Annotated in this window: 25 protein-coding genes; 12 read left to right on the top strand and 13 right to left on the bottom strand. The window is 38.5% G+C overall.

Annotated elements, in window-relative coordinates; translation table 11 throughout:
- Positions 1 to 132 precede the first annotated feature (132 nt).
- Entirely contained in the window at positions 133 to 972 is an 840-nt protein-coding gene (gene larE / locus MKY65_RS16450) for an ATP-dependent sacrificial sulfur transferase LarE (RefSeq protein ID WP_339178650.1), read from the top strand.
- A gap of 384 nt (positions 973 to 1,356) precedes the next feature.
- On the top strand, positions 1,357 to 1,953 hold the full coding sequence (locus MKY65_RS16445; protein WP_339178648.1) for a GNAT family N-acetyltransferase: 597 nt from the start codon (positions 1,357 to 1,359) through the stop codon (positions 1,951 to 1,953).
- 80 nt (positions 1,954 to 2,033) lie between these two features.
- Here the strand turns inward: MKY65_RS16445 and MKY65_RS16440 are convergent, their stop codons facing one another.
- Together MKY65_RS16440 and MKY65_RS16435 are read right to left on the bottom strand one after the other, a co-directional pair.
- Positions 2,034 to 3,401: an ammonium transporter gene (locus MKY65_RS16440; protein ID WP_339178646.1), complete on the bottom strand. Its 1,368-nt coding sequence runs from the start codon at positions 3,399 to 3,401 to the stop codon at positions 2,034 to 2,036.
- Positions 3,402 to 3,419: 18 nt separating this feature from the next.
- Positions 3,420 to 3,761: a P-II family nitrogen regulator gene (locus MKY65_RS16435; protein WP_339178644.1), complete on the bottom strand. Its 342-nt coding sequence runs from the start codon at positions 3,759 to 3,761 to the stop codon at positions 3,420 to 3,422.
- Positions 3,762 to 4,868: 1,107 nt separating this feature from the next.
- On the opposite strand from MKY65_RS16435, the gene spxA reads away from it, so the two are divergent.
- The 4 genes from spxA (at position 4,869) to pepF (ending at position 9,629) form a co-directional block, all read left to right on the top strand.
- On the top strand, positions 4,869 to 5,264 hold the full coding sequence (gene spxA / locus MKY65_RS16430) for a transcriptional regulator SpxA (protein ID WP_040979700.1): 396 nt from the start codon (positions 4,869 to 4,871) through the stop codon (positions 5,262 to 5,264).
- 385 nt (positions 5,265 to 5,649) lie between these two features.
- Entirely contained in the window at positions 5,650 to 6,342 is a 693-nt protein-coding gene (mecA, locus tag MKY65_RS16425) for an adaptor protein MecA (RefSeq protein WP_042535441.1), read from the top strand.
- A 181-nt stretch (positions 6,343 to 6,523) separates the two neighbouring features.
- A complete protein-coding gene (locus MKY65_RS16420; protein ID WP_339178639.1) occupies positions 6,524 to 7,720 on the top strand; it encodes a competence protein CoiA family protein in 1,197 nt (398 codons plus the stop codon).
- 97 nt (positions 7,721 to 7,817) lie between these two features.
- A complete protein-coding gene (gene pepF, locus MKY65_RS16415) occupies positions 7,818 to 9,629 on the top strand; it encodes an oligoendopeptidase F (protein ID WP_339178637.1) in 1,812 nt (603 codons plus the stop codon).
- Positions 9,630 to 10,524: 895 nt separating this feature from the next.
- On the opposite strand, the gene MKY65_RS16410 is transcribed toward pepF, so the two are convergent.
- The 3 genes from MKY65_RS16410 to MKY65_RS16400 form a co-directional block, all read right to left on the bottom strand.
- Positions 10,525 to 11,388 carry a ClpXP adapter SpxH family protein gene (locus MKY65_RS16410; RefSeq protein ID WP_339178634.1) on the bottom strand — a complete coding sequence of 288 codons (864 nt, stop codon included), beginning with the start codon at positions 11,386 to 11,388 and terminating at the stop codon, positions 10,525 to 10,527.
- A 15-nt stretch (positions 11,389 to 11,403) separates the two neighbouring features.
- Positions 11,404 to 11,793: a globin gene (locus MKY65_RS16405; RefSeq protein ID WP_339178632.1), complete on the bottom strand. Its 390-nt coding sequence runs from the start codon at positions 11,791 to 11,793 to the stop codon at positions 11,404 to 11,406.
- A gap of 143 nt (positions 11,794 to 11,936) precedes the next feature.
- Positions 11,937 to 12,506: a CYTH domain-containing protein gene (locus tag MKY65_RS16400; protein ID WP_339178629.1), complete on the bottom strand. Its 570-nt coding sequence runs from the start codon at positions 12,504 to 12,506 to the stop codon at positions 11,937 to 11,939.
- A gap of 265 nt (positions 12,507 to 12,771) precedes the next feature.
- On the opposite strand from MKY65_RS16400, the gene MKY65_RS16395 reads away from it, so the two are divergent.
- The 3 genes from MKY65_RS16395 to MKY65_RS16385 are packed head-to-tail and all read left to right on the top strand — an operon-like array spanning position 12,772 to position 15,128.
- Complete coding sequence (locus MKY65_RS16395) at positions 12,772 to 13,380, top strand: GTP pyrophosphokinase family protein (RefSeq protein ID WP_042535431.1); 609 nt, start codon at positions 12,772 to 12,774, stop codon at positions 13,378 to 13,380.
- 20 nt (positions 13,381 to 13,400) lie between these two features.
- Complete coding sequence (locus MKY65_RS16390; RefSeq protein ID WP_042535429.1) at positions 13,401 to 14,204, top strand: NAD kinase; 804 nt, start codon at positions 13,401 to 13,403, stop codon at positions 14,202 to 14,204.
- Positions 14,205 to 15,128: an RluA family pseudouridine synthase gene (locus MKY65_RS16385; RefSeq protein WP_339178626.1), complete on the top strand. Its 924-nt coding sequence runs from the start codon at positions 14,205 to 14,207 to the stop codon at positions 15,126 to 15,128.
- On the opposite strand, the gene prpE is transcribed toward MKY65_RS16385, so the two are convergent.
- Positions 15,103 to 15,852: a bis(5'-nucleosyl)-tetraphosphatase PrpE gene (gene prpE / locus MKY65_RS16380; RefSeq protein WP_339178624.1), complete on the bottom strand. Its 750-nt coding sequence runs from the start codon at positions 15,850 to 15,852 to the stop codon at positions 15,103 to 15,105. The genes MKY65_RS16385 and prpE overlap by 26 nt on opposite strands.
- A gap of 522 nt (positions 15,853 to 16,374) precedes the next feature.
- Here prpE and mgtE point away from each other — a divergent pair.
- Positions 16,375 to 17,754, top strand: a complete 1,380-nt coding sequence (mgtE, locus tag MKY65_RS16375; protein WP_339178622.1) for a magnesium transporter — start codon at positions 16,375 to 16,377, stop codon at positions 17,752 to 17,754.
- Between the two features lie 137 nt (positions 17,755 to 17,891).
- Positions 17,892 to 18,338 (top strand): CotO family spore coat protein, encoded by a 447-nt coding sequence (locus MKY65_RS16370; RefSeq protein ID WP_339178620.1) that lies wholly within the window; start codon positions 17,892 to 17,894, stop codon positions 18,336 to 18,338.
- Between the two features lie 58 nt (positions 18,339 to 18,396).
- Here the strand turns inward: MKY65_RS16370 and MKY65_RS16365 are convergent, their stop codons facing one another.
- A complete protein-coding gene (locus MKY65_RS16365) occupies positions 18,397 to 18,867 on the bottom strand; it encodes a CotY/CotZ family spore coat protein (RefSeq protein WP_042535419.1) in 471 nt (156 codons plus the stop codon).
- Positions 18,868 to 19,211: 344 nt separating this feature from the next.
- Here MKY65_RS16365 and MKY65_RS16360 point away from each other — a divergent pair, with 344 nt between their 5' ends.
- On the top strand, positions 19,212 to 19,460 hold the full coding sequence (locus MKY65_RS16360; RefSeq protein WP_339178616.1) for a hypothetical protein: 249 nt from the start codon (positions 19,212 to 19,214) through the stop codon (positions 19,458 to 19,460).
- A 56-nt stretch (positions 19,461 to 19,516) separates the two neighbouring features.
- On the opposite strand, the gene MKY65_RS16355 is transcribed toward MKY65_RS16360, so the two are convergent.
- The 6 genes from MKY65_RS16355 to MKY65_RS16330 all read right to left on the bottom strand — a co-directional run bounded on the left by MKY65_RS16355 (position 19,517) and on the right by MKY65_RS16330 (position 25,809).
- Positions 19,517 to 20,230, bottom strand: coding sequence for a DUF421 domain-containing protein (locus MKY65_RS16355; RefSeq protein ID WP_339178614.1), 714 nt, complete (start codon positions 20,228 to 20,230; stop codon positions 19,517 to 19,519).
- A gap of 112 nt (positions 20,231 to 20,342) precedes the next feature.
- Positions 20,343 to 20,768 (bottom strand): GNAT family N-acetyltransferase, encoded by a 426-nt coding sequence (locus tag MKY65_RS16350; protein WP_339178612.1) that lies wholly within the window; start codon positions 20,766 to 20,768, stop codon positions 20,343 to 20,345.
- A gap of 6 nt (positions 20,769 to 20,774) precedes the next feature.
- Positions 20,775 to 21,287 carry a YjcG family protein gene (locus MKY65_RS16345; protein WP_339178610.1) on the bottom strand — a complete coding sequence of 171 codons (513 nt, stop codon included), beginning with the start codon at positions 21,285 to 21,287 and terminating at the stop codon, positions 20,775 to 20,777.
- Positions 21,288 to 21,376: 89 nt separating this feature from the next.
- Complete coding sequence (locus tag MKY65_RS16340) at positions 21,377 to 22,102, bottom strand: alpha/beta hydrolase-fold protein (RefSeq protein WP_339178609.1); 726 nt, start codon at positions 22,100 to 22,102, stop codon at positions 21,377 to 21,379.
- 184 nt (positions 22,103 to 22,286) lie between these two features.
- Positions 22,287 to 24,092 (bottom strand): ABC transporter ATP-binding protein, encoded by a 1,806-nt coding sequence (locus tag MKY65_RS16335; protein WP_339178606.1) that lies wholly within the window; start codon positions 24,090 to 24,092, stop codon positions 22,287 to 22,289.
- Complete coding sequence (locus MKY65_RS16330; RefSeq protein WP_339178605.1) at positions 24,082 to 25,809, bottom strand: ABC transporter ATP-binding protein; 1,728 nt, start codon at positions 25,807 to 25,809, stop codon at positions 24,082 to 24,084. Before MKY65_RS16330 ends, MKY65_RS16335 begins: the two co-directional genes overlap by 11 nt.
- Between the last annotated feature and the right edge of the window lie 163 nt (positions 25,810 to 25,972).

The following is a 25,972-nucleotide window of genomic DNA, read 5'->3' as shown; positions in this document are numbered from 1 at the left end:
GTGGAATAGATGAAGGAATTATTTTTCGCCTATAATCAAAAGGAAGTTTATTTAAAACATTTTATATAGAAGTTTAAGAAGCTGAGATGTAATCAGCAACAATAAATTGCTTGTTGGGGAGTGTATGTAAAAATGAATAATCTGCAAGAAAAAAATAAACACTTAGGCAATATTTTGAAGGATATGGGCCGCGTGATGGTTGCCTTTTCTGGCGGAGTAGATAGTGCAATTGTATTGAAGCGGGCGCAGGAAGAGCTGGGGGACAATGTATTAGCGGTAGTTGTAAACTCTGAGCTTTTTCGCGACTCTGAATTTGAAGCCAGTGTACAATTAGCTGAAAATCTGGGTGTCCGTGTGCATCAAACAGAAATGAAAGAACTGGAAAATCCGGATATTGTAGCAAATAATCCGGAGAGCTGGTATTTCAGTAAAAAACTGCTTTACACACATCTGAACAAACTGGCTGAAGAAATGGGTTATTCATACGTTTTAGATGGCATGATTATGGATGATGAAGCGGATTTTCGTCCGGGATTAAAAGCAAGAACAGAGGAAGGCATCCGCAGTGTGCTGCAGGAAGCAGACTTTTATAAAACAGAAGTTCGCGCGCTTGCGAAGGAATTGAAGCTTCCCGTTTGGGATAAAGTGGCATCCTGCAGCCTGGCCTCCCGTTTTCCTTATGGTACGAAGCTGAACAAACAAATCGTTCAGCAAGTCGATCAAGCTGAGCTGTATTTAAAAGGGCTTGGTTTTGAAGAGGTACGTGTGCGTTATCATGATAATGTAGCGCGTATTGAAGTAGCTGGAAACAAAATATTGGAATTACTTGATAAAAAGGAAGAAATCCAAAATAAGCTGGTCAGCTTTGGGTTTGATTATGTATCCCTCGATTTGCTTGGCTACCGTACAGGAAGCATGAATGAAGTTATCGAGCAGAATCAATGGGAAACAAAACTGTCAGCGCACGCTTAAACCATCAAAATCAATCAGGGAGCAGTTTTTAATCTGGAAGAGGAACTAAAAAAGCAGGTAAAAATGACACAGTCAAAAAGAAAGTTGTTGGACGGCTGTTTTTACCAGACTTTTTTCAGCGGCCTGTGAAAGATTGAAGGCTGCTCTTTTTTATCACGGAGAACCGCCCGTAAAACCTCCGCTGAATGAAGCTTCGTTCTGCAATCTGAAATTATATGAAAAGAAGGAACAATAAACAGGGGAGTGCTTTATTTTGATTGCTTCTCTAAAATCAGCGAAACCCTTTCGTATTCAGAAAGGAAATTATGGATTCCTGCTATCATTTCACAATTAAAATGAAATCAGTTATAATAAAACGATAATAATCGAAAAGGAGCAACCTGAATGAATTGGTATGAAAAGCTGAACGATTATTTTCCGGTAGAAGAGATGAAATCTAAAAAGCATATGGAGCTTTTACTGGCGGAAAAGGGCGATGTCTATTTTAAAGATGAGAGCCCGAAACATGTATTGATGTATGCAGAATTTGATACATTTCTTTTTATTGACTATCTCTGGGTATCATCGAATACCAGAGGGCAGGGGATTGGTCACCAACTGATAGACAAGCTGAAAGAAAAAAATAAGGCGATTATTCTGGAAGTGGAACCGATTAATTATGATGATACCGACTCGGAAAAAAGATTAAAGTTTTATTCCCGTGAAGGTTTTCGTCATGCAAGAGCAATTGGGTATAACCGCAAGTCACTGGCAACGGATGAAGAAACACCGATGGAAATCTTATATTGGTCTCCTCAGGGTGATTCAGAGGAAGTTATTTATAGCCAGATGAAAAAAATGTATGAAGATATTCATACATACAAGGACAAAGAGATTTATGGGAAAAAATATCAGCCTTCAGAGGAAGTATTGCGTTATAATGAAGATGAAAAATCGGATAACCTTTTAGAAGGTATGCAAAAACGGAAAGAATCGAATTAAAGGTGATTATTTAATCAAAGCTTAAAAACACTGCAGGGGGGGGTTTCCTCTGCAGTGTTTTTAAGTTTAGAAAAAGATTATTAAGATTTTGTTGAGTTTTCAACAGGTATTTTTTGGTTCAGGCGGTCTGCCAGACCAATTGGTGCCTTCGGGCTTGATGTTCCTTCTAAATAACTGTCTTTAAAATGATAAGCGCTGGAACCATGTTCTGAGAAGTCCAGCCCGGCTTTTTCTTCTTCGGCAGATACGCGAATTGGTGAGATTTTGTTTAATGCATAAGTGAATCCTCCAATTGTGGCAGAAACCCAAATGATTACTGCTAAAACGCCGAGTGCTTGAATTCCTAACTGACTGAAACCATTTCCGTAAAATAATCCGGTATCAATTGAGAAGAATCCAATAGCTAATGTACCCCAAATTCCGCAGACGCCATGAACTGCAATTGCTCCTACAGGGTCGTCTAACCGCAGTTTTGTATCGATAAAGCGGATGGCTTCTACTAGTAAAATACCGGAAACCAGACCGACGAGGATAGAACCGCCTAATGAAATTTCTGCTGCGCCGGCAGTTATACCAACTAAACCGCCTAAAACCCCATTCATGGATAAGGATGCATCTACTTTTTTAAATCGTAATTTTGTGTAGAAGGAGGAAGATACTAACGCGGCAGAGGTGGATAACAAGGTCGTTCCGATAACATAGGGAACAAGCGATGGATCAGCCGCTAGTGTGCTGCCGCCGTTGAAACCAAACCATCCTAACCATAAGATAAACACGCCGAGTGCTCCGAGAGGCAAATTATGTCCCGGGATAACATTAACTTTCTTGCCGTTGTATTTTCCAATCCTTGGACCAAGAATGGAAATAACCATCAGTGCTCCAGAAGCTCCGGTTAAATGAACAACTGTAGATCCGGCGAAATCACTAAAACCAAGAGCTGTTAACCAGCCATCTCCCTGCCAGATCCAGTGTCCGACTACAGGGTAGATAAAAGTGGTCATGGCAATAACGATAAGGATATAGCTCCCTAGTTTAATTCGTTCTGCTACTGCTCCTGACATAATTGTTGCGCATGTTGCAACAAACATAGCCTGGAATACAAAGAACCCAATATCTTCCACGCTGTTTAAAAAGAAACCATTTGTTCCGATAATAGTTCCTGTGGAAGAACCGAACATAACCCCGTAGCCGACTGCGAAAAATAGAATAGCAGCAATACAGATAGTTAAAAAATTTTTCATTAAGATATTTAATGTATTTTTTGAACGGGTAAAGCCGGATTCTACCATAGCAAACCCTGCGTGCATAAAGAAAACTAAAAAGGCCCCCAGCATCACCCATACAAGGTTGATGGAAAGCTCTAATGATTCTACAGTCGGTGTTTGAGCGTATGCGGGCGTTGTTATTAAAAATAATACGATAGCTAATGTAAATGATTTCTTAAACATATGATTTCCTCCTGTCTGTTAATAAATTGCTTTTGTCCCGCTTTCTCCAGTTCTTATGCGGATTACCTGCTCGATTGGGGAGATGAAAATCTTCCCGTCTCCAATTTGTCCGGTTTTACAAGCATCGATAATATGACCGACTATATCATCAACTCTTTCTTCGGAAACAACTAATTCCACCTTTAATTTAGAAAGTAAGGTGACTTCGAACTCTGTAGAGCGATATACACCAATTTTTCCTTTTTGCTTGCCGGTCCCGGCTGCTTCTGTCACGGTCAGGCCGTCAAAACCGATTGCTGACAGTTTTTCCCGTAAATCCTGAAATTTCTCTGGGCGTATAATTGCTTCCACCTTTTTCAATGAGGATTCCTCCTTTTAAAATTATGTTAGAAAACCTAACATTAAAAGTTATGTTTAATATCATATTATGTATTTATTGAAATAGCAAGCTTTTTTTTAAAGAGTAAGAAAGTATATAAAAAATGTTGAATATAGCCGCTACAATGAGTTTCATTAAGGGAGTAATCTTCAATGTTGTCAGGTTAATGCGACCGCTGCGACGGGTTATGGTGGGGTGAGTAATCGCAACCCCAGAAAAACACTACGCTTTCCATGGGCTTGTGCTCAGCCTCCTTTAAAGAAGACTTGCTGATTGGCAAGCCGTCAGGCGCAGACAGAAGCAAAGTCGCACTTATGCCCCAAGGGTAGAAAAATAGAAGTTCGCTATTTTTCTGCGGGGTCTTCACCCTGGGACTGCGATTACTCGCCCCACCGAAGACCATTGCGCTTTCCCATAGGAGTCTACGTGTTTTTCCTCCGCTAAATAGGTTTTATTACTATCCGTATAAAATTAATAAAATTCATTAACCTGTCAACATTATTGCGATTACTCGCCCCATCAAACCCGTCGCTAGAATTTGCGTTATTTCCTTGTGAAAAAGCAAATAAAACATAATTCTTCTTAGATGGGAGCGGATGTTGTCGACTCCTGCGGGAAAAGCAACAGGTAGACCTGAGCAGGAAGCGGTTTTTTTCCGAGGAGGCTGAACGTTGCCCGCGGAAAGCGACTTCCCGGAGTGGACATCGCTTCGGCGAGGACACCGGTGATTTAAAGACCAAGCGGTGTTCTTGGTTTTTCTAAGAACACTTTGACTAAAATGCTTTCATAAAAAGACGTTTAACCCATGATAATAAGTGGAATAATTTATAGTGCAGGCAGAATTATATATTTTTAATCGAATAAATAAAATTTATGTGGTTTAAAGGTTTATTATCAATTAGATGAGGGAATCTTAAAACTATGTGAGAAGCGGTAAGAGAATTTAAATAAATGATTTTATCGCACCCCCTACCTTTTATTAGATATTTGGTGTATAATAAGTACATATGAACAGATTATACTTATTATTATTTAATAAAGTTTAGGTGGATGTTGAAAATATAAATTAGATTGAGGAGTGAAGTTTTATGGTAACACTTTATACCTCACCAAGCTGTACTTCATGTAGAAAAGCAAAAGCATGGCTGGAAGAGCATAATATTCCTTTTACAGAACGTAATATCTTTTCTGAACCGTTATCTCTTGATGAGATTAAAGAAATATTGCGTATGACCGAGGATGGAACAGATGAGATTATTTCTACAAGATCGAAGGTTTTTCAAAAGCTGAATGTAAATATTGATCAGCTGCCGATGAAAGATTTATTTAATTTAATACAGGATAATCCTGGTTTATTGCGTCGCCCTATAATTTTAGATGAAAAACGACTGCAGGTTGGTTATAACGAAGATGAGATTCGCCGTTTCTTACCGCGGACCGTTAGAACATTCCAATTACGTGAAGCACAACGAATGGTTAATTAATAATAAAATAAGTCAGTAAAGGTGCAGATGATGTCTGCGCCTTTCTTTATGGGTAAAAATGGTGAAAATCAAATAAGCTCTGATAAATGACAAAACACGTGAAATACGTTAAAATAACTAACTAAATAAAATGTATAGCTATATTCGTATTTAATAGGGATGCTCATCTGTTTTTTTCAGAAAAGTGACAGGAACTGGGCGTATTCATTTCTTGTGGATTGCATTTTTGCATACAATGTGATAAATAAGGATTATGATTAGGATTACATTGATTTGGGTACATCTATTATAGAGACGTTAATTATATGCTGTTGGCTCAGGTATCCGTTTAGAATAAAGATACAGGAGATGATTATTCTATCTTAATGAGAAGGGGGAGCTTACTGTGGAGATAGAAAGAATTAATGAAAATACGATTAAATTTTATATTTCTTATGTTGATATAGAGGAATTAGGTTTTGAAAAAGAAGAAATCTGGTACAACCGGGAAAGAAGTGAGCAATTGTTCTGGCAGATGATGGATGAAGTCAACTATCGTGAGGATTTCAATCCGGAAGGACCGCTTTGGATACAAGTTCAAGCGATGGAAAAAGGTCTTGAAATTGTTGTTACGAAAGCGAAGGTCTCTAAAAACGGTGAACATTTAGAGCTGGAAACCGAGGATGGGAATATTGATTTACCAGTAGATGATCAGCTGGACAATATTTTAGAAGAGAAGTTTGGAGACAATAAAAAAGAAGACGAAGATGAAAAGAATGACGAACTGATGGAAGAGAATTTGTGGATTATTGTTGAATTTGATGAGTTTGAGAATCTGATTCAGCTTAGTCACCAGCTGCAGGATGTAAGTGATTTTGGAGAAGAGACGTTATATTCCTATAAAGATAACTACTATTTATATATGGAATTTTCTTATGATGTATTAGATGAACATCGTCAGGAAGACGTCATCAGCCAAGTGCTGGAATACGCATCGGATTCATCTCTTTCTATTCATCTTTTGGAAGAATACGGTAAGAGGTTGATGGAAAACAATGCATTTGAGCAGGTTCGTACCTATTTTCCAAAGGATGTCTAATATAAAACCTACAAGAAATCATTTGCTGCGATTTGTTGTAGGTTTTTTTGTGCCTTTTTTTGCCGTTACAATGGAGCGGTGTTCAAATTCAGCCATTTGTTTGAAAAAATGCAGCAGCAGAAAAAAAGCAGGAAAAGCAGAAACGCTGTCGAAATAATATATGTATAGGAGGTGATAAAGCTTGCAGCGAGCAGTGAGTAAAACGGGAGAGTCTATTCTGCTGTTTCGTCATTCGCAAAGAGAGATTGCAGATTGGAAAGAGAACAAAAATACCTTTTATTGCCCTGTCTGTAAAGAAAGAGTGATTATCCGGTCGGGAGAAAGAGTGGTGCCCCATTTTTCCCATTTACCGCAGACAGCATGTCTTTTTTCGGGAGGAGAAGGAGCTTATCATGCAAGAGGGAAGCTGCAATTATTTCAGTGGCTGACACGATTTAATATGCAAGCAGAATTAGAAGTATATTTTCCCGAAATTTCTCAAAGGGCTGATATTTTTATTTGTATTGGCCAAAAGAAAATAGCAGTTGAGTTTCAATGCTCAAGAATCCCGCAGGAAGAAATCTTAAGCAGGATCCAAGGCTACAAATCAATCGGAATCGAATCCATTTGGATTCTCGGAGCGAAATATTTAAAGCAGAAAGGAGCCTTTACTTTTCAAACAAATCATTTTTTAGATACGTTTATTCATTCTTCTCCGCAAAAGAATTATCCGCAATTATTTTTTTACGACCCGTTTCTATCAGAAATGGCTGTTCTTCATCATTTACATCCGCTACAAGCCTCTAAGCTTTTTGCTAAACAGCTTATCTACCCGCTTCACAAGCTGCATTTTAAACATCTCTTTCAAAGAGAAAAGAATCCCGGCAATTTTCCGAAGGTCTGGCTAAAAGAAGTACAACGTCTCCGTTTAAAAGTGGAGGGAGCTTATGGAGCCGTCTATCAGCTGCGGAGATGGCTATACAGTAAAGGATACCTGTTTCAGCATCTTCCAAGTATCTGTTTTATGCCGATTCCTTATTACGCTGCTGTGCCCGTCCCGTTTTATAAGTGGCAAACAGAGCTGTATGTCACTTGGTTAGCCGATTTTAAAGCAGGGGAGCGGACAGATATTGGCCGGGTAAAGAAAATACTTTATTCCTTCTACGACAAAGACACCTTCGATTTTTCCGATGCTTTGAGTTATTACCTTCAGTTACTCCATCGTGCTGGATTGATAGACATACAATCCTCCTCCATTCTGCGGACTAAAAAAGAAATCATTTGTTATTCTTCGCAGGAGCAGGCAGCTCAGGGAGACCAATCCTTTTTTTATTCATTTTTTACAGAAAAAAAAGCAAAATACGAGCATGATTCGTCCTTATTTCGTTATACTAAATAAGAAGAATAAAAACAGTATGGCTTTAATACATTTACATCGGAAGAGTTGTTGGAAACAGAAAGTACTGTTGAATTGTAAAAAGGGAGGCAATAATCGTATGGCAAAAGCAGCAAAGCAATTACCAAAGCGTGATGAAATACCAGAAGAGTCTACATGGCGTTTAGAAGACATTTTTGAGACGGATGAACAATGGAAAGAAGAATTTCAAAGCTTAAAAAATGATATTTCAAAATTGGCAGCGTATAAAGGAAAATTAGGGACTTCCGCAGATACGTTATTAGAAGCATTACAGGTTCAGGATGAACTGTCAGAGCGTCTAGGTAAGTTATATGTTTATGGTCATTTACGCACGGACCAGGATACGACGAATTCCTTTTACCAAGGATTAAATGCGCAGGCAGAAAATCTGCTGACGACTGCATCCAGTCAATTTAGCTTTCTTGTACCGGAAATTTTAGAAATACCAGAAGAAAAGCTCAAGCAGTTTATAGAAGAGAACAAAGAACTTCAGGTTTATAAAAAAGTATTAGATGATATTAATCACAGCCGTCCGCATATATTAAGCGAGAAGGAAGAGGTATTGCTTGCAGAGGCAGATGAACCGATCGGAGCCATTTCACAAACATTCGGTATGCTGAATAATGCCGATTTAACCTTCCCGTCCATCACAAATGCAGATGGAGAAGAAATTGAGCTGACGCACGGCAGATACTCTACATTCATGGAATCATCAGACCGGAATGTACGCGAACAAGCTTTTAATGCGATGTATGATACGTACGGTTCATTTAAAAATACATTTGCCTCTACATTAAGCGGAGAGGTGAAATCACATAATTTTAATGCGAAAGTCCGGAATTATGAGAGTGCACGTCAGGCTGCTCTAGATAATAACCATATACCTGAAGAAGTATATGATAATTTAGTTGAGGCAGTGAATGAGAAATTGCCTTTATTGCACCGCTATGCCGAATTAAGAAAGAAAATTCTCGGTGTCGATGAACTGCATATGTACGATTTATATACACCGCTCGTAAAAGATGTGAAAATGCCTGTTACGTATGAAGAAGCTAAAAAATACGTCCTGGAAGGCTTAAAGCCATTAGGGGAAGAATACGCCGGCATTCTAGAGGAAGCTTTTAGCGAGCGCTGGATCGATGTAGAAGAAAATAAAGGAAAAAGAAGCGGCGCCTACTCGTCAGGAACATATGGAACAAATCCATATATTCTTTTGAACTGGCAGGATGATGTGAATAACACATTTACGCTGGCTCATGAATTGGGACATTCTGTGCACAGCTATTATTCAAGAAAATATCAGCCGTTCCGTTATGGAAACTATTCCATCTTTGTCGCAGAAGTGGCGTCGACTACAAATGAAGCACTATTAAACGATTATTTATTAGAGCATCTGGATGACGAAAAGGAAAAGCTTTATATTTTAAACCACTTTTTAGAAGGCTTCCGCGGAACCGTATTCCGCCAAACCATGTTTGCTGAATTCGAGCATGATATTCATGTGCTGGCTCAAAATGGAGAAGCGTTAACTGCTGATAAACTGACAGAGGTGTATTATAATTTAAATAAAAAATATTACGGAGAAGATGTCGTAAGTGATGAAAAAATTGGCTTAGAATGGGCGCGAATTCCTCACTTTTATATGAATTATTATGTATATCAATATGCTACAGGTTATTCTGCGGCAACGGCGCTATCAAAACAGATTTTAGATGGGGAAGAAGGTGCTGTGGACCGCTATTTAGGCTTCCTGCAATCTGGCAGCAGCGAGGACCCTATTGATGTATTGAAAAAAGCTGGCGTGGATATGACGCAAAAACAAGCTATTTTAGATGCCCTGGATGTTTTTGAAGAAAAATTGACAGAGATGGAAGCGTTGCTGGAAAAATAAAATGAATCATAAAAAACGGTAAGGAAGCTCGGCTTCCTTACCGTTTTAGCTATAATAGATGCTATTAATTTCAGCGCCGGTATCCTCTTGTTTTCTGATAAGCAATGGAAGACAGCATACAATAAATGGATGCGAGTAATAAGGGGAGCGTTATATACACAGGTATCATGTTCATAAAACCTAATAAATTAAAGAAAAAGGCGATAATCACTAAAAGTATGAATATGAAAGGGAAATAATTACGCCGCATATGATTGGACTCCCTCCTTTGATGGGGAATTGGTTTGTACTGCATTATATGTCCGAGTTATTTCTTCTAGAAGAGGAAGTTCAAAAAGTCCAATAAAAATGACACGGCGAATTTCTGCGTTGACGAGATTTTTCCGATACTCACGTATTTTAAAGCATACGCTCCGTTCGGAAAAATCTCGTCGCCTTGAACTTCTTGGTCATTTTTATCAGACTTTTTAAACGTTTGTTATTAGAAGAAGTTCAAAAAGTCCAACAAAAATGACACAATGACTGCCGGAAAAGAGCAGAAGTGAATATTTTGTGAAAAGATGCACATAATTATTGAAAACTGAAAAGGAACTTGCTAGAATATAATTGTAAGTTGATTACAAACAAATACCCCTTTTGTTTGATCATGAAACTTTCTCCCATCCCCCCTTTGTAATTATACAAAGACGGAAAAAAGATACACGCTGCCCCGTGTATCTTTTTTATTATCTAAAAAACCTGATCCGGTCTTTTTTGAGCGGATCAGGTTCAAAATAAAATAAATTGATAACCATGCTAAAAATAAGTGTATTTCCTGGTTTGTATTAACGCAGCTGTCGTTTGACGGCCGGCCAGCCTTAACTTCTAGGAAGCTCATACTTTGATTGTGATAGATTCAAAGCGTGCCGAGGTATTTCCAGCAGGATTCATTTTTTTCCGGCACTCTTTCAACGATTTGCTGAAACTGCAGCTTTTTAAGCTCTTTTTCTGTCTTATCAATGGACCAGTCATAAATAACAGATAATTCCTTCGTGCATACTGTTTTTTGTAATTGCAGATAGTCGATTAATGATGGTTTTACAGACGGAATCGGTGTGCGCTGTAAAATTTCTTTTAACACAAATTCGTAAATATCATATGGATGAAGTCCAGAAAGCTTTACACCTTCATCTTCTACTTCCTGGTTAAATAAAACAATGGTAGGTGTATAATCTACTTCCATTTCATAAGCAAGGTGTAAATCACATTGCAGTGCACGCTTAGAAGTATTTGAGAATAAATCCTTTTGAAATTCTTCGATATCTAATGCTGCATCGGATGCACATCTTAATAAGACATCCTCATTACAGATATTCTGTTTATCAAAAAACAGCGTCTCCTGTATTTTACGAATAAATTGTTTAGAGGCCTTTTTACCTTGCAATTCCGCCGCTTTAATTGCGAGAGCGGGCACCCAAGGGTAATCAATGTCTTTATGATTGCTTGGGAGATGAGCGAAACTGGATTGTTTTTTTTGTTTGCTTTTATTTAAACCATTTGAATTTAATGCGGTCAGCTGTCCGCTGATTACATGCTTTATCGTAAAAAAACGGCCATATTCAACATATAACTTTTTTAGATAAGGCTCTAATGCCCAGCATTCAGAACATAATGGATCAATAAAAACATACATTTCAATCGGTTTTTGAACATATTTCATGTAGTTAAAAGCAGGGTCCATTTGATTAGAAGATGACAGTTCTTGTTGATTTCCATTCATTTTGAATGCTCCTTTCTAAGATTCAGGGGTATTCATCATATGATTTGCAGTCAAGGTCATTCGTTCCATCATTTCCGTATAATAAGGTTCTTCTACCTCGTTTTCTACTAATGCAAGATTCATACAGGCCAGCCAAGCATCACGGGCGCTTGGTGTTATCGGAAACGGAAGATGTCTTCTTCTTAACATCGGATGTCCGCGTTCTTCTTCATACAATCTTGGCCCGCCGAAAAACTGTGTGAGAAATAACTTCTGTTTATGTGCTGTTTCGGTTAAATCATCCGGGAAAAGCGGTATTAAGACAGGATTTTCTTTTACATGTCCATAGAATGTTTCCACAATCTGCTCCATCTTTTCATAACCGCCAATTCCACTATATACCGTTTTTATATTATTTTGTTTCATATCATTTGCTCCTTGTACTAGTATTGTAGCAATATAGATTCACTTCATCAAATAATCTGTACCGTAACAGAAGGCTAATCTCCTATTTGTTATTACAAATGGAAAATAACAATTTGTAATACAACTGCTTTTTACAGGGAGGTTCACTGTTTTTGATTAAAAAAACGTGCTATTTTAGCGGGCGTTTCCCGGAAAGGTATTTCATAGTTTCCAAGTAAGCTTTTAAATACTTTTTCTCCATGGTCCCTTGAAGCTGCTTCTAATTCCAGCTCAGTGTCCACCGTATCTAAATACATACTTTTATCTAAAACAATGAGTGTATCCTGATAAGTTCTCTCTTTTCGTAAGGTGGTCATTTTTCCTAAATAAGTCAGCGATGGCACATCGACAGACATTTCCTGCAGTTGTTTTAATACATTTGGAGCTTCTGTCGGCGAGCCGGAAGTCCATGATAGAAATGCTTCCTCTGTCAGCTTGTCATGCGTCTCCAATAATCCATCCGGATGCGGTTCTTTTAATGTTAAAGTATATGTTTCGTTCTTTTTCCGTATTCGTAATGCAGAATGGTTTCCTTTTAAATCAAAGGAGGGCGTTTCAAAGTAATAATTTGTCTGCTCTATTGTCTCTGCCTGTGAAAATAAAGCTTCTGCTAGTTGATTATATTCCTGTGTGGTCAGCAGGTTTTTAAATTCAATTTCTACTTCTTGGCTCATACATAAATCTCCAGTTCTAAAATTAGATTATCTCTATTATGGCTTGTATGAAGAAGCATTGCAAAAAATAACTATGCGGGCAGATGGCTTTCGAAAAAACCCGATACTTTGACATGGAGGTTCCTGACAGCAGGTTGTTTAGGAGTATTCTATTTAAGGCCCGGTTTGCCAAGTTTTCCTTAAAAGTCCCTCTTTCCTTTGTACTAATGCTACTCTGTGATAAAATAAAAATAATAATATTAGTTTACATATAGGGTGATGTTCGATGGACTGGGGAAAAACGTTAGCGCCATATAAACAGGCAGTAGAAGAATTAAAAGTAAAGCTAAAAGGGATTCGTGCTGAGTATGAGAGAGAATCCAGCAATTCACCGATTGAGTTTGTCACAGGAAGAGTTAAACCAATACCAAGTATTATCGAAAAGGCGCGTGAACGGCAAATTCCTCTTGAGAATTTAGACACCTTACAGGATATCGCAGGGATAAGAGTTGTTTGTCAATTTGTTGATGATATTTATCCCATCGTCGAAATGCTCAGGAAACGCAATGATTTTCAAATTATTGAAGAAAAAGATTATGTTTTTCATAAAAAAGATAGCGGGTACAGGTCTTATCATATGATTATTGAATACCCCGTGGAGACGGTGACGGGAAGAATAATTGTTATAGCTGAAGTTCAAATACGTACACTTGCGATGAATTTTTGGGCGACCAATGAACATTCTTTAAATTATAAATATGAAGGGAATTTACCTTCAGAGGTTAAACTGCGTCTGCAGAAGGCTGCCGAGGCTGCATTTAAACTGGATGAAGAAATGTCTAAAATCAGAAGCGAAATCCATGAAGCTCAGCGTGTTTTTCATCGTAAATCATAGACAAAGGATGGGAAAATGTAATGAAGTTTAAAATTGTTTCTAGAGGAGACAAGCGGTCAAATAAAATAAAGAACATGATGCGGCAATATTTGGAGTCTTTTGGACTGGAATATCACAAGGAGGAGCCTGATTTAGCTATTTCAGTTGGCGGCGACGGCACCTTTTTAGAAGCTTTCCATCGCTATAATCACCGTCTGAAAGAAACAGCGTTTATCGGGATCCACACCGGTCATTTAGGTTTTTACACGGATTGGACACAGGAGGAAGTGGATAAGCTCTTGACTGAAATTGCGAGAACGCCATTTCAGACGGTAGAATATCCATTAATGGAAGTAATCATCCGGGATGAATTAGGAAAAAAAGAAGACAGGCATCTTGCGTTAAATGAAGCGATGATCAAAACGGCAGATGGTTCATCTGTTGTCTTAGATGTGGAGTTGAAGGGGGAGCATTTTGAGACATTTCGCGGGGATGGGATATGTATATCGACCCCTTCCGGCAGTACGGCATATAATAAAGCGCTTGGAGGAGCAATTATTCACCCGTCTCTGGAGGCTATTCAGATAACGGAGAATGCATCAATCAATAACCGTGTTTTCCGTACGATTGGCTCGCCGTTAGTTTTGCCGAAGCATCATACATGCTTTCTGAAGCCGATGGTGGATAATTCCTTCTTGATTCAGATTGATCATTTCACAAAAAATTATCATGAAGTAAAATCGATCCAATGCCGTGTGGCAAATGAAAAGATTCGTTTTGCGCGTTTTAGACAATTTCCTTTCTGGCATCGTGTGAGAGATTCCTTTGTTACTGAGGTGGATTAAGTGTCCGCGGGCATACAAAAAAGCTGGGTGATTAATGAAGCTGGTGCGCAGCTGACAATTAAGGAATTTTTACAGAATAAGCAAGGTTTCTCTAGAAGATTACTGACTGCTATGAAACAAGAGGGCGGGAAATTTTTAATCAATGAACAAGAGAGTTATATAACAGAAACACTCAGGAAGAATGATAAATTAACCGTCATTTTTCCTGATGAAGTGTCAGACGGTATTGAAGCAACCGAAATGAATTTGGCAATTATTTATGAGGATGAAGATCATTTAGTTTTAAATAAACCGGCTGGTCAGGCTTGTCTTCCAGGAATGAATGACCGCCAATATTCATTAGCAAACGGGATTCAGGCCTATTATAATGCATCAGGTCATCCGGCAACGGTGCATATCGTAACAAGATTAGACAGAGATACGTCTGGTCTTGTTTTAGTTGCGAAAAACCGGTATGCGCATGCGCTGTTATCCGAAGCACAGAAAAAGAATCAAATCCATCGTACATACGAAGCGATTATTACTGGAGAAATGACTCCTTCAGCCGGAACGGTACGTGCGCCAATCGCCCGCAGGAAAACTTCCATTATAGAACGTGAAGTGAACTGGGAGGATGGTAAAGAGGCAACGACGCATTATGAGACTGTATCCACACTTTCTGGAGCATCTTTTTTGCGAATTCAATTGGAAACAGGGAGAACGCATCAAATTCGTGTTCATTTCAGTCATTTAGGGCATCCTCTCCTGGGAGATGACCTGTATGGAGGAAGCACAGATGCCCTCGAGCGTCAGGCGCTGCATTGTACAGCAATTGAATGGGAGCATCCTTTTGAACATAAGAAAATGCAATTCCACTGTATGCTACCCTCAGATATGGCTGCATGTAAAAAAAGCTTGTCTATTGATTATCCGGGAAATCTGTAAACCGCTCAGGCTGAAAGAATTGGTTGGATGGCACGGAAATGATTGTCTGCTCGGGAAATTGAAAAGCAGTCAGTTTATTTCCGAACACACAGCCCGTATCTATATTGATTGTCCGGTTGATTTGACGCGGTTCTAAAACTGGTGTATGCCCATATACAATCCATGGCTCTCCCCGGTAATGCTTTGCCCAGTCCCGCCGGATTGGTTTTCCCTGATGGTCTGTTTGGCCAGTGGCATCTCCATAAAGGACAAATGACTTTGTACGCCCGTCTCTCTGCCCAATTAAATGTTCCTTTATTCCTGCGTGGGCAACAACTAATTTCATTTCTTCAAAATGTAAATACAAAGGAGCATTCTCATAAAGGGTCTTAAACTTTTCCTGAATATCCATTTGTTGAGATTCGTTTAAGCTTTTCCATTCAGCAACCGTCGTTTCTAAACCATGCTTTTCCTGTACCCGGTTTCCTAAAAAATAACGGTATAATTTATTGCAATGATTTCCCGGGACATAATAAGCTATTTTTTGTTCCATAACTAACTGATAGACCAGGCGGATAACAGCGATGGAATCTGGTCCGCGGTCTGTTATGTCTCCTATAAATACGATTTTGTTGCCGTGAGGATGAGAATAGATGCCTTGATTCTGATAATAATCCAGCTTGTCCAGCAGCTCCAAAAGTTCATCCAGGCATCCATGTACGTCGCCGATAATATCTAATTTCATCGTCAAACCTCCTTGTACATATAAGTTCATTTCATTAAAATATAGGCTCATCTTACAGTATAACTTAATTTTCTTTGAAGTATGTGATGGTGAATGAAATCTTTTTCACCGGTCCATTATGTTATTGGATTTTTTCCATTTTTGAAGCGTATTCTTTTTACCGAGCTTTTTTGAACACACACGTAAATTAAAATAATAGATATAGTAATCATCATGTACACGTGAACTTCAAATTAGAAAAAGTCAATGTTTCTCTAATGCAAAATAATATATTACAGGAAAATTACTTGACAACAAGAAAAAACACATATAAAGTGAGTTCTGGGTAAAAAAGTTTCCTTCAGGAAAATAAATAGCGTCGTAACCTTTTTTTAGTATATAGCCGGCAAAGAAAAAGCTGATCATCTAGTGAGATAAAGTTCTTGTTTGCTGCTGTAAGACTTGCTATTTGTTTCGCATCTTGTAAAATAGGGAAGGATGTGTAAGAATAAGAAAATCAGTGAAAAGAAAGGGGGAATTGCTATGAAAAAGGATCAATATGATGTTCAATATGAAGAACAGTTTCAAGAACATATTGATAAAGTTCAAGAAGCTTTGGAAATGGAAAACATGGAGGAGTTTCGGACAGAGTTTCTGGAAAACCATCCATATGATCAGGCTGTATTTTTCCAGCAGCAGGATGAAGAAAGAAGGTCACAGATATACACGTATTTATCTCCTGAAGAAATGTCAGAGATATTAATCAATATTGATTTGGATGATGTCGTTGAGTTTTTTGAGGAGATGGATCCGAGATATGCTGCGATGATTTTTGCTGAAATGCCTGTCGATGATGCAGTCGATATTTTGAATGAGCTGGATAAAGAAAAAGTAGTCAGTTATTTAACAATCATGGATAAGGAATCTGCTAACGATATTAAACAGCTGCTTCATTATGAAGAAAAAACTGCTGGTAGTATCATGACAACAGAATATGTTGTACTTTTTGAAAATCAAACTGTTTCCGAGACGATGAATCAGCTAAAAAAAGAAGCTCCAGACGCTGAGACGATTTATTACTTGTTTGTTCTCGATGATGATAAACATTTAGTCGGTGTTTTATCAATAAGAGATTTAATTATTGCGGACCATGATACATTGATTAAAGAAGTCATGAGTACCAAAGTTGTTGCTGTATCCGTTGCAAAGGATCAGGAAGATGTTGCACAGATGTTCAGGGATTATGATTTTCTTGCACTTCCGGTAGTGGATTTTCAAGATCACCTTCTAGGTATTATCACGGTCGATGATATTTTAGATGTTATGGAAGAAGAGGCCAGTGAAGATTACTCCAAATTAGCGGCGATGTCCAATACGGATATTAAGGATGATACAGCGATTCGTTCAGCAAGAAAAAGACTTCCTTGGCTGGTTATCCTGTTATTTTTAGGTATGTTAACTGCTACATTGATTGCCAGTTTTGAAGAAACCTTGGAGCAGGTAGCCATTTTAGCTGCTTTTATTCCTTTGATTGGAGGAACAGCAGGTAATTCTGGGACCCAGGCACTTGCTGTATCCGTACGAGGAATGGCAACAGGAGAATTTGAAAATACTGGGAAATGGAAGCTTTTGGGCAGAGAAGCATTAACAGGACTCATCAATGGGGTATTCTGTGGAATTATCCTTGCAGCAATTATTTTTATATGGCAAGGAAGTATTTATTTAGGCATACTTTTAGGGTTATCTATTATGGGTTCCCTTCTTGTAGCAACATTAGCAGGGGCTCTTATCCCGATGCTGATGAATCGATTGAATATTGATCCGGCAGTCGCTTCAGGGCCATTTATCACAACGATTAATGATCTTATCTCTACATTGATTTATTTCGGAATGGCCACTGCATTTATGAGTTATTTGATTTGATTATAAGACTGAAAAAGGGTTGTCTCACAAATTAGAGGCAATCCTTTTCGTATGTAGAGACCATGGCGCTTTTGACACAAAACAAAATCTAGGTTCATACACTATACAAGATAAGCCGAGAAGGGGTGTAATGACCAATGACAGAAAAAAATAAAGCGCAATCTCCTTTACTTTACATCAGCCAGCCGCAGCTGAAAGCGTCTCAAGCTCCGATGCAGGAGAATTATGTTGGCGACTATAGAAGACAGAGGAAACTCCATTCAAACGAAGTCCCGCCTTTGAATAAAACACAGCCAAAAGATAAAAAAAGACCATCAGCCGAGAGCTCCCGGTCAGAAGAACAGCAATCGAGCAAGAAAAAGTTTATGGAAATGACGATTCCGGAGAAAATAAATTATTTAACCAATCGATCTGAATTTGCTCCGTCGATAAGGTGTGAAGTAATGACAGCTTCTAATAAAAAATACCGGGGCATTATTCGTGAAACAGAAAAAGATACTGTTTTTTTACAGTTGAATAACCGGAAAAACAGGGTAGAAATTGCAATTAAGGATATTGAAAGCATTCAGTTATTAGGTTTTTAAAAAACACCGTCCAGGAATATATTACCTGGATGGTGTCTTTTTAGTTCTTGCTGCTATTTTAGTGAAATGCTCTAATTGCTGGTAAGCAAGTAACATGGCAGAAACAATCTAAATCTACTGTGATACAAATACCTGTTGCTTCCAGGTCCTCGGTGTTTTGGTCTGTAGGATCCTTCATATGATCAAAACCGCAGCTTTCTCCATCACTGAGTAATAACTCAAGAATAGCACAATTATTTTTATCTACTTTTTTCACCCTGAAAATAAAGCTGGATAAAATAGGATTCATTTTGTTGTGATGGTTTTTCGTTGTGCCAAACCCCTTAAAAGGTTTGCAATCCTTACAGTATAAAATAACAGGCACGGTGTCTAAATCATTGGTTACTTCGTTTGTGCATAAGAGGTCGTTGATTGATTGTTCACAGCTCGTATCACAGCAATTTTCTACAATGTCATTTTGAGCATCAACAATGTCTTTTAAAATATCTGCTACACAACTTCCGGTATCGTAATTTTTTCCACAACCCATGAGAAATTGCTCCTTTCACAATTTGAATTTTCTTTCCTTATAGGATATGTGTCTTCCCTGTGTTGGTGTGGGCGAGTGTGGTCATGATGAATGGCTATTTCAATAAAAATAAAGTGAAACTTCATTCAGCGGGGGTCTGAATGGGACTGGGACTGCGATTACCCGCCCCATCATAATCCGTCGTAGCGGTTGATTAACTTGACAACATTGGTAACCGCACCAGTTACAATGCAGAAAAATTCTGACTATACAAAAATTAAGAAATTGTATATAATATAAAAAAGCGGTTTCAATTTTTTTGAGGAAGGGTATATAAAGGTGACTATACAAAGGAGGTGCGGGGGATGGGATATATTCTTCCGGTGCAGACTTCACAGTATGCTGATTATCATCAAAGAGTACAGCCGACTCAGAAAAAAGCTGATCAAGTAGAAAGTGCATTTAAGGTTCAATTGGATAGAAAACATCAGGAGCTTAGTGCAACGTATGACCGTTATTACCGCAATCGGTCTGAACCTCAAAAGCCGATAGAGCTGCCATTGGATTTTTCCATTATTACCGGGAGAGGAAGATACGTCAATAAATATGTATAAAAGCATTCCTGTTCTAAAAAAGGAATGCTTTTATACAGTTAAGCGGAAAAACAGTATCAATCAAAATCTTTATATTTTTTATGTTCACGATTAAAAAAGGGAACAATGTATAGAGGACTCCCTTTTGTATACTCTGCATAAAAAATTTCTGAAACATCTTTATACCCCTGTTCATGGATAGACTCCTCCAGCCAGGATAAAGGAAGATTTTTCTCTTCCATATTATCTTGAATGATTTCCCCGTCATTAATGAGCGTTATAGGCAAGGTAACATCCTGGGGAGATAATTTTAAATCCTTGCGTGTAGGCGTTTGATAATCCGTTTTTTTCAGAACAGAAACCGTTCCATTTGCTTCTAATACCGCAAATTCTACCTCACTGATAGAGAACACATCTTTTTCTCTTAAAAGGTGCTGCAGCTGATTAATATCCAGCTTGGTTTTTTTCATCATATCCCGGACAAGTTTGCCGCGATGGATTATGATGGTCGGACTTCCTTCAAGCAGATGTCTGGTCCGCTTATACTTTTGTGAAACGATTTCGATAATATACATGAGAATAGCATATAGAGCTACGACGAATGCTATTTCCGGTATGCCGGCATTTGGGTCAAATAAAGCATTTCCGACTAATTCTCCCAAGAGCAATGCAGAAATAAAATCAAATGGGGTAATCTGAGAAATCTGTGTTTTGCCTAATAATTTTGTGATTAAAAATAATGCGAAAAAACCAAAGATAACTTCTGTAAACATACTCATATAACTAGACATATCATACGCTCCTTTAATGTACACAGTATTTTATAGTGTGTACAGAAGCAGAGAAAAAATGTATTAAAAAAAGACCCTTATCTGCCAGAGATAAGAGCCTCTATTTATAACTTTATAATTTTTTTATCATGGTGACATGAGGAATGCCTGCATCCATAAATTCTCCAGATGTCACTTCATAGCCAAGCTTTTGGTAAAAAAGCTGCGCATGTGTCTGTGCGTTTAATTTAGCCAGATGATAATCCTGATTTGTAATTTCTTCTTCCATTTTTTGCATTAAATTCTTGCCGATAGCCTTCCCGCGCTGAGATTTGAGCACACAGATACGCTCTAATTTGCCATAACCGTCTTCTGTGAAGCGCAGACGGGCGGCTGCAACCGGGGTTTCTTCAGCATAGGCGATAAAATGCGTTGCTGTTTTATCGAATTCATCTATCTCTTCTTCAGGAGGCACGTTTTGTTCATCTACAAATACCTCATTTCGAATGTGATACACATCTTGTAATTCTTCTGGTGACCTTGCAGTTTTTACGAGCATGCGTGTTTATTCCTTTCCTAATAAAAATGTTTCATATACCGTCCAAGAACCGTTATCTAATTCGTATAACAGCTGGAAGCGGTCAATATAATCCTTGATTGCAAAACCTTCCATTTTTAATCTCCCTACAATATCCGAGAATTCATCATGCTCCAAATCCTGAGCAATCGTAATATGCGGTACGTAAGAATGTTTTTGGTTATTTTCAAGTATTCCTTGCTGCAGCTGTTCATTAAGTGTTTGTAACTGTTCGATTGGTTCAACTTTCAAATAAATCGTATTGGTAATCGGTTCAAACGTACTTACCTTATTGATATGAATATAAAAAGGGTCTACGCTGCCCGCAATTTTATGGAGCTCCTGAACCACGTCATCAATCTGCTCCGGATCTGTTTCAAACGGGTACTTTAATGTAATATGCGGAGGGATTAATGCGTACCTTGGGTCGTAACGCTTTCTTAATGCATTGGCTTGATCCTGTACGTTTTTTGAAGGGAAAATAGCGATTCCATATTTCATTCATACAACCTCCTAGTATATAAATTATTATCAGCTATAAATAATCTGTATTTACATAAGTATAGCAAAAGAAATGGAAAATAGAAATTTTAATCAAATAAAGTTGTGAGCAGGCGGCGCATATCATTTTGCCAATACTTCCATGTATGAATGCCGTCCTCTAATTCATGATAGGTATACGCTGCTTCTGCTTTTTCCAATGCCTGATTTAATTTGCGGTTCGGTTCTACAAAGTCAGCTGTATTCCCGTCGCTCATTTTTACTTCTGTTTCCTTTGTACCGATGGTGTGATAAATGTCCAGTGTGGTCAGAGGCTTTGCCTGTTCGACATGTGCTAACACCTTATCGTCAACATAAGGAGACTGGAGTCCTGCTTTATCAAATAGATCCGAATATTTCATTGCGGTCATCAATGCCAATGTTCCTGCCAGAGAATCGCCAATGATCGAACGTGATTTTCCCTGGTGATTTGCCGGAATCAATTCATCTAAGTATGGCACGACTTCCTGGATGAGAAAATCTGTGTATGCTTCATTCTGCTCGCCGGACGGGTGATATTTTTCTCTGCGGTCATATTTATCTTTGTAATGAATTCCCACAAAAATCACATTATGCATTTCCTTTTCATCATGAAGCTTGTCGCTTAATGTAGCGATTCGTCCCATCTGAAAGTAATCCTTTCCATCCTGCATGATGCAGATTTCATATTTATATGCTGTAGAAAAAACTTCAGGATGATAAATCTGCAATGTCATCGTTTCTCCTAAAAAGGAGCTGTTTATTTCTTTTTCAATCATTTTACCTTTCCTGCGCAAGCTTCCCACCTCCATTTTTTTAATGTGTAATATGTTTTTATCGTCTAGAAACAGTTTATCATTGTGTGATGGTGCTGTCACTTGAACGTCCTTTTGAAGCTTATTTTATCGCAGCGTAACAGCCTAATTTATTTAACTGATAATTAGTAGAAAAAGCAAAAATTTGGCTGAATAAAGTCTCATTTTATTGATAAAGGTGATAATATTTCCCTTTCCGCTTCATAAGCTCCTCGTGGCTGCCCTGTTCCATGATATTTCCACCTTCCAGCATGATAATTTTATCTGCTTCCCGAATCGTATTGAGTCTATGGGCGACAACAAAACTTGTGCAATCCTTCATCAGGCGTTTTAATGCTTCTTGAATGTGCAGCTCTGTTACGGTATCAATATTACTGGTCGCCTCATCAAGGATTAAAATTTTCGGCTCTGCTAATAATGCGCGGGCGATGGTCAACAGCTGTTTTTGTCCTTGACTGATTCCGCTTCCGTCCTGATCCAAAACGGTATCGTATTTATCCTGCAAAGATATGATAAAGTCATGAGCATTCGCATCTTTCGCGGCCTGTTCTACTTCTTTATCCGTCGCACCTAAGTTGCCGTAACGGATATTTTCCCGAATCGTTCCGTGAAATAAGAACGTATCCTGTAAAACAAAAGCCATATGCTTCCGGAGACTGGTCCGCTTTATTTTTTTTATATCGATGTCATCCAGTGTAATCTGACCGCTATCATAATTATAAAAGCGGGAGATCAGATTAATAATGGTAGTTTTCCCGGCACCAGTGTGGCCTACAAATGCAATTGTTTCTCCGGGCTTTGCTTCAAAGCTGATATCATTTAGAATGTCGGCTGATTCGTAACCGAAGCCGACATGATTAAAAACAAGATGACCTTTTGTATCTGGAAGATCTATTGCCTCGTCCTCATCAATTTCCTCTTGTGTTTCATCCATTACCTGAAATACTCTTTCTGCACCCGCGATAGCGGATAGCAGCAAGTTGAATTGGTTCGATAATTCATTTAAAGGTCTGGTGAATTGTCGCGCATATTCAGTAAAGATAACAATCGTTCCGACAGTAACCAGTGCTCCGTCTGATGTGATAACCAGCACACCGCCAACAAAGGCAATCATCGCAAAGCTTAAAAAGTTCAAGGTATTCATGATTTTTGGGATGAACCCTGAGATGGTCAAAGCCCAAAAACCAGTATTCTGCAAGGATTTATTTCTTCGCTCAAACTGGTCTTTTACATAATCTTCCTGTGAATACGTCTTCACAACATGCTGACCGGAAACGATTTCTTCTACATAGCCGTTTACATCTCCCAGATCCCGTTGCTGTAATTTATATAGAGGGCCGGTTCTTCTTGTAATCCAGCGCATCGCGAAAAACATTACCGGAATAATCGACATCGTAACAGCTGTCAGAATAGGACTCAGATAGAGCATAATACTGACTGTGCCGATTAAAGTAAGCACACTGGCGAAAATTTGAATCACTGATTGGTTCAGGGTGTTATTAATATTATCGATATCATTGGTTAACCGGCTCATCAACTCTCCATGCTGCCGCTGGTCAAAGTAGGAGATAGGAAGGCGGTGAAATTGTTCAAATAAATTTTTTCTCAGTGTATATACAGTTTGCTGTGCAATATCTACCATCCAATAGTTTTGCAGAAAAAGCGATAAGGAATGGATCATGTAGACGATAACCAAACCTAAAAGCAGCAGACCAAGTCCGTTTAGCTGCCCGACTGCAATAAAATGGTCAATGGACATTCCGACTAGAAAGGGACCCAATAGAGCAAATAATGAACTGATAACGACCATGAAAATGACAAGAAATAATTTCCCTTTTTCCACTTTTAAATAGTTCCAGATTCGTTTTAAGGCAGCTCCCATGTTTTCTGCTTTTTTTGAAGCACCTGTATTCACATTTGATATATCAATTCGTTTATATTGAAAAGCTGCTTTTAAAGAACTATTTCGCATGGAGAACCTCCTTTTCCTGCTGTGATTCTGCGACAGCCCGGTATAATTCAGAGCGGTCGAGCAGTTCATTATGCGAGCCGATATCCAGAACTTTCCCTTGGTCAAGCAGGAGTATCCGGTCGGACGTTTTAGCAGTAGTTATTTTTTGCGTGATCAGAAGAACTGTACATGGATAATGATCCAATGCTTGCAGAAAACGTGCTTCAGTAGCTAAATCAAGTGCACTTGTACTGTCATCGAGCATTAACATCTCCGGCTTGCGAATAAGGGCGCGGGCAATAGAGATACGTTGTTTTTGTCCACCTGAGAGATTTACTCCTTTCTGACCGACTCTGGTTTCATATTGATGTTCCAGATGCTGAATCGTATCATGGATTTGTGCATCCTTCGCTGCTTGAATCACTTCATCCATTGTTGCGTCTTTTTTTCCGAAAGCGATGTTGTCAAAAATAGATCCGGTAAATAAAAGCGGTGTCTGCGGAACGTAACCGATACCATCTCGTAAAACCTTGAAGGAATAGTCCGTTAAAGGTATATCATCTACGTAAATATTTCCTTTAGAAGGCTCGTAAAGGCGGGGGATCAACTGGAATAAAGAAGTCTTTCCGGACCCTGTTGCTCCAATAATCGCCAGTCGTTCACCAGCATTTACGGAGAATGAAATATCTGATAATGTTTCCTTTAATGCGTCCGGATAACGGAAAGAAACATTTTCAAATACGATGCGTCCTTTCGACAAAGAAAAACCCGCCTGTTTTAGCTTCTCTTGTTCTCCATCTTCCTCTGTGAGCACCTCGCTGATTCGCTCGGCAGACGCCTTTGTTCTGGAAAGTATCATGATAATAAAAGAAAACATGGAAATGGCCATCGCTACACGAAGCGCATAATTGATCATCGTAACAACTTCACCAATATTTGCCTGCCCGTTAACAGTTTGGATGCTTCCGAACCAGATAATAAAAATTAAACTTAAATTCATAACAAACAATAAAACGGGACCGGTTGATTCCACAATTCGAAAGGTTTTCCGGGTCGTGACAGCAAGTGTCCGGTTGGCGCCATCAAATCGGTTTTCTTCTGTGCTGCGGCGGGTAAAGGCTTTGATCAGTCTCATTCCGGCAAGGTTTTCCTGCATGACACGATTGACATCATCTACATTGCTCTGTACCTGTTTAAATAATTTGCTTGAAATTTTTAATATCCATAAAAGAAATAAAATGAGCAGCGGGACAGTGACTAAAAAAATCAATGCCAGCTGCGCATTGACTACAAAAGCCATAATAACGCCGCCAAGAACAGTCAATGGTGCTTTTGCCATAATCCGAAGCACCATGAAAACAGTATTCTGAATCTGACGGATATCATTTGTAAACCGTGTAACCAGAGAAGATGTAGGATATTTATTTAATTTTGCATAGGTGAAGTTCTGAATCTTGGAAAATAGTTCCTCCCGCAAATCATAAGCATAGGAAAAGCTGACATGAGAGGATAGAAAAGAATTTAGAACGCCTGCAAGAAAGGATAAAAGAGCCAGGCCAATCATAATCGAACCCCAAAATGAAATATTTTGAATATCCTGATTTACTACCCCTTGATTAATCATCAGTCCTAAGAAGAGGGGAAGCAGCAGCTCTACCGTTAGCTCGATAAGCATTAATGAGAATGCAATTATTGAAGGAAATGTATAAGGTCTTAAATAGGAAAACACCTTTCGCAAATCAACCACCCGCCAATTTAAAAGTAAACGTATTCAGAAATTAAAATGGAAATAAATTGTTTATTATATTATAGAATGAATGAAGATAGATAAGCTAGTATTTGGTTCGGGTTACGAAGTGACGCCAGGGTATTGTATTTAGAAAACTGTTATTAGAATCGTA

The sequence above is a fragment of the Oceanobacillus sp. FSL W7-1293 genome, assembly GCF_037969815.1.
Classification (GTDB): Bacteria; Bacillota; Bacilli; order Bacillales; family Amphibacillaceae; genus Oceanobacillus; species Oceanobacillus oncorhynchi.
The sequence above is the reverse complement of the archived record's forward strand: the minus strand, read 5'-3'. Positions and strand labels throughout refer to the sequence as shown.

Bases quoted from the DNA above. Each gene is read 5' to 3' on its own strand.
- larE (WP_339178650.1), top strand. From the start codon at position 133: ATGAATAATCTGCAAGAAAAAAATAAACACTTAGGCAATATTTTGAAG.
- MKY65_RS16445 (WP_339178648.1), top strand. From the start codon at position 1,357: ATGAATTGGTATGAAAAGCTGAACGATTATTTTCCGGTAGAAGAGATG.
- MKY65_RS16440 (WP_339178646.1), bottom strand. From the start codon at position 3,401: ATGTTTAAGAAATCATTTACATTAGCTATCGTATTATTTTTAATAACA.
- spxA (WP_040979700.1), top strand. From the start codon at position 4,869: ATGGTAACACTTTATACCTCACCAAGCTGTACTTCATGTAGAAAAGCA.
- pepF (WP_339178637.1), top strand. From the start codon at position 7,818: ATGGCAAAAGCAGCAAAGCAATTACCAAAGCGTGATGAAATACCAGAA.
- MKY65_RS16410 (WP_339178634.1), bottom strand. From the start codon at position 11,388: ATGAATGGAAATCAACAAGAACTGTCATCTTCTAATCAAATGGACCCT.
- MKY65_RS16405 (WP_339178632.1), bottom strand. From the start codon at position 11,793: ATGAAACAAAATAATATAAAAACGGTATATAGTGGAATTGGCGGTTAT.
- MKY65_RS16400 (WP_339178629.1), bottom strand. From the start codon at position 12,506: ATGAGCCAAGAAGTAGAAATTGAATTTAAAAACCTGCTGACCACACAG.
- MKY65_RS16395 (WP_042535431.1), top strand. From the start codon at position 12,772: ATGGACTGGGGAAAAACGTTAGCGCCATATAAACAGGCAGTAGAAGAA.
- MKY65_RS16390 (WP_042535429.1), top strand. From the start codon at position 13,401: ATGAAGTTTAAAATTGTTTCTAGAGGAGACAAGCGGTCAAATAAAATA.
- prpE (WP_339178624.1), bottom strand. From the start codon at position 15,852: ATGAAATTAGATATTATCGGCGACGTACATGGATGCCTGGATGAACTT.
- mgtE (WP_339178622.1), top strand. From the start codon at position 16,375: ATGAAAAAGGATCAATATGATGTTCAATATGAAGAACAGTTTCAAGAA.
- MKY65_RS16370 (WP_339178620.1), top strand. From the start codon at position 17,892: ATGACAGAAAAAAATAAAGCGCAATCTCCTTTACTTTACATCAGCCAG.
- MKY65_RS16365 (WP_042535419.1), bottom strand. From the start codon at position 18,867: ATGGGTTGTGGAAAAAATTACGATACCGGAAGTTGTGTAGCAGATATT.
- MKY65_RS16360 (WP_339178616.1), top strand. From the start codon at position 19,212: ATGGGATATATTCTTCCGGTGCAGACTTCACAGTATGCTGATTATCAT.
- MKY65_RS16355 (WP_339178614.1), bottom strand. From the start codon at position 20,230: ATGTCTAGTTATATGAGTATGTTTACAGAAGTTATCTTTGGTTTTTTC.
- MKY65_RS16350 (WP_339178612.1), bottom strand. From the start codon at position 20,768: ATGCTCGTAAAAACTGCAAGGTCACCAGAAGAATTACAAGATGTGTAT.
- MKY65_RS16345 (WP_339178610.1), bottom strand. From the start codon at position 21,287: ATGAAATATGGAATCGCTATTTTCCCTTCAAAAAACGTACAGGATCAA.
- MKY65_RS16335 (WP_339178606.1), bottom strand. From the start codon at position 24,092: ATGCGAAATAGTTCTTTAAAAGCAGCTTTTCAATATAAACGAATTGAT.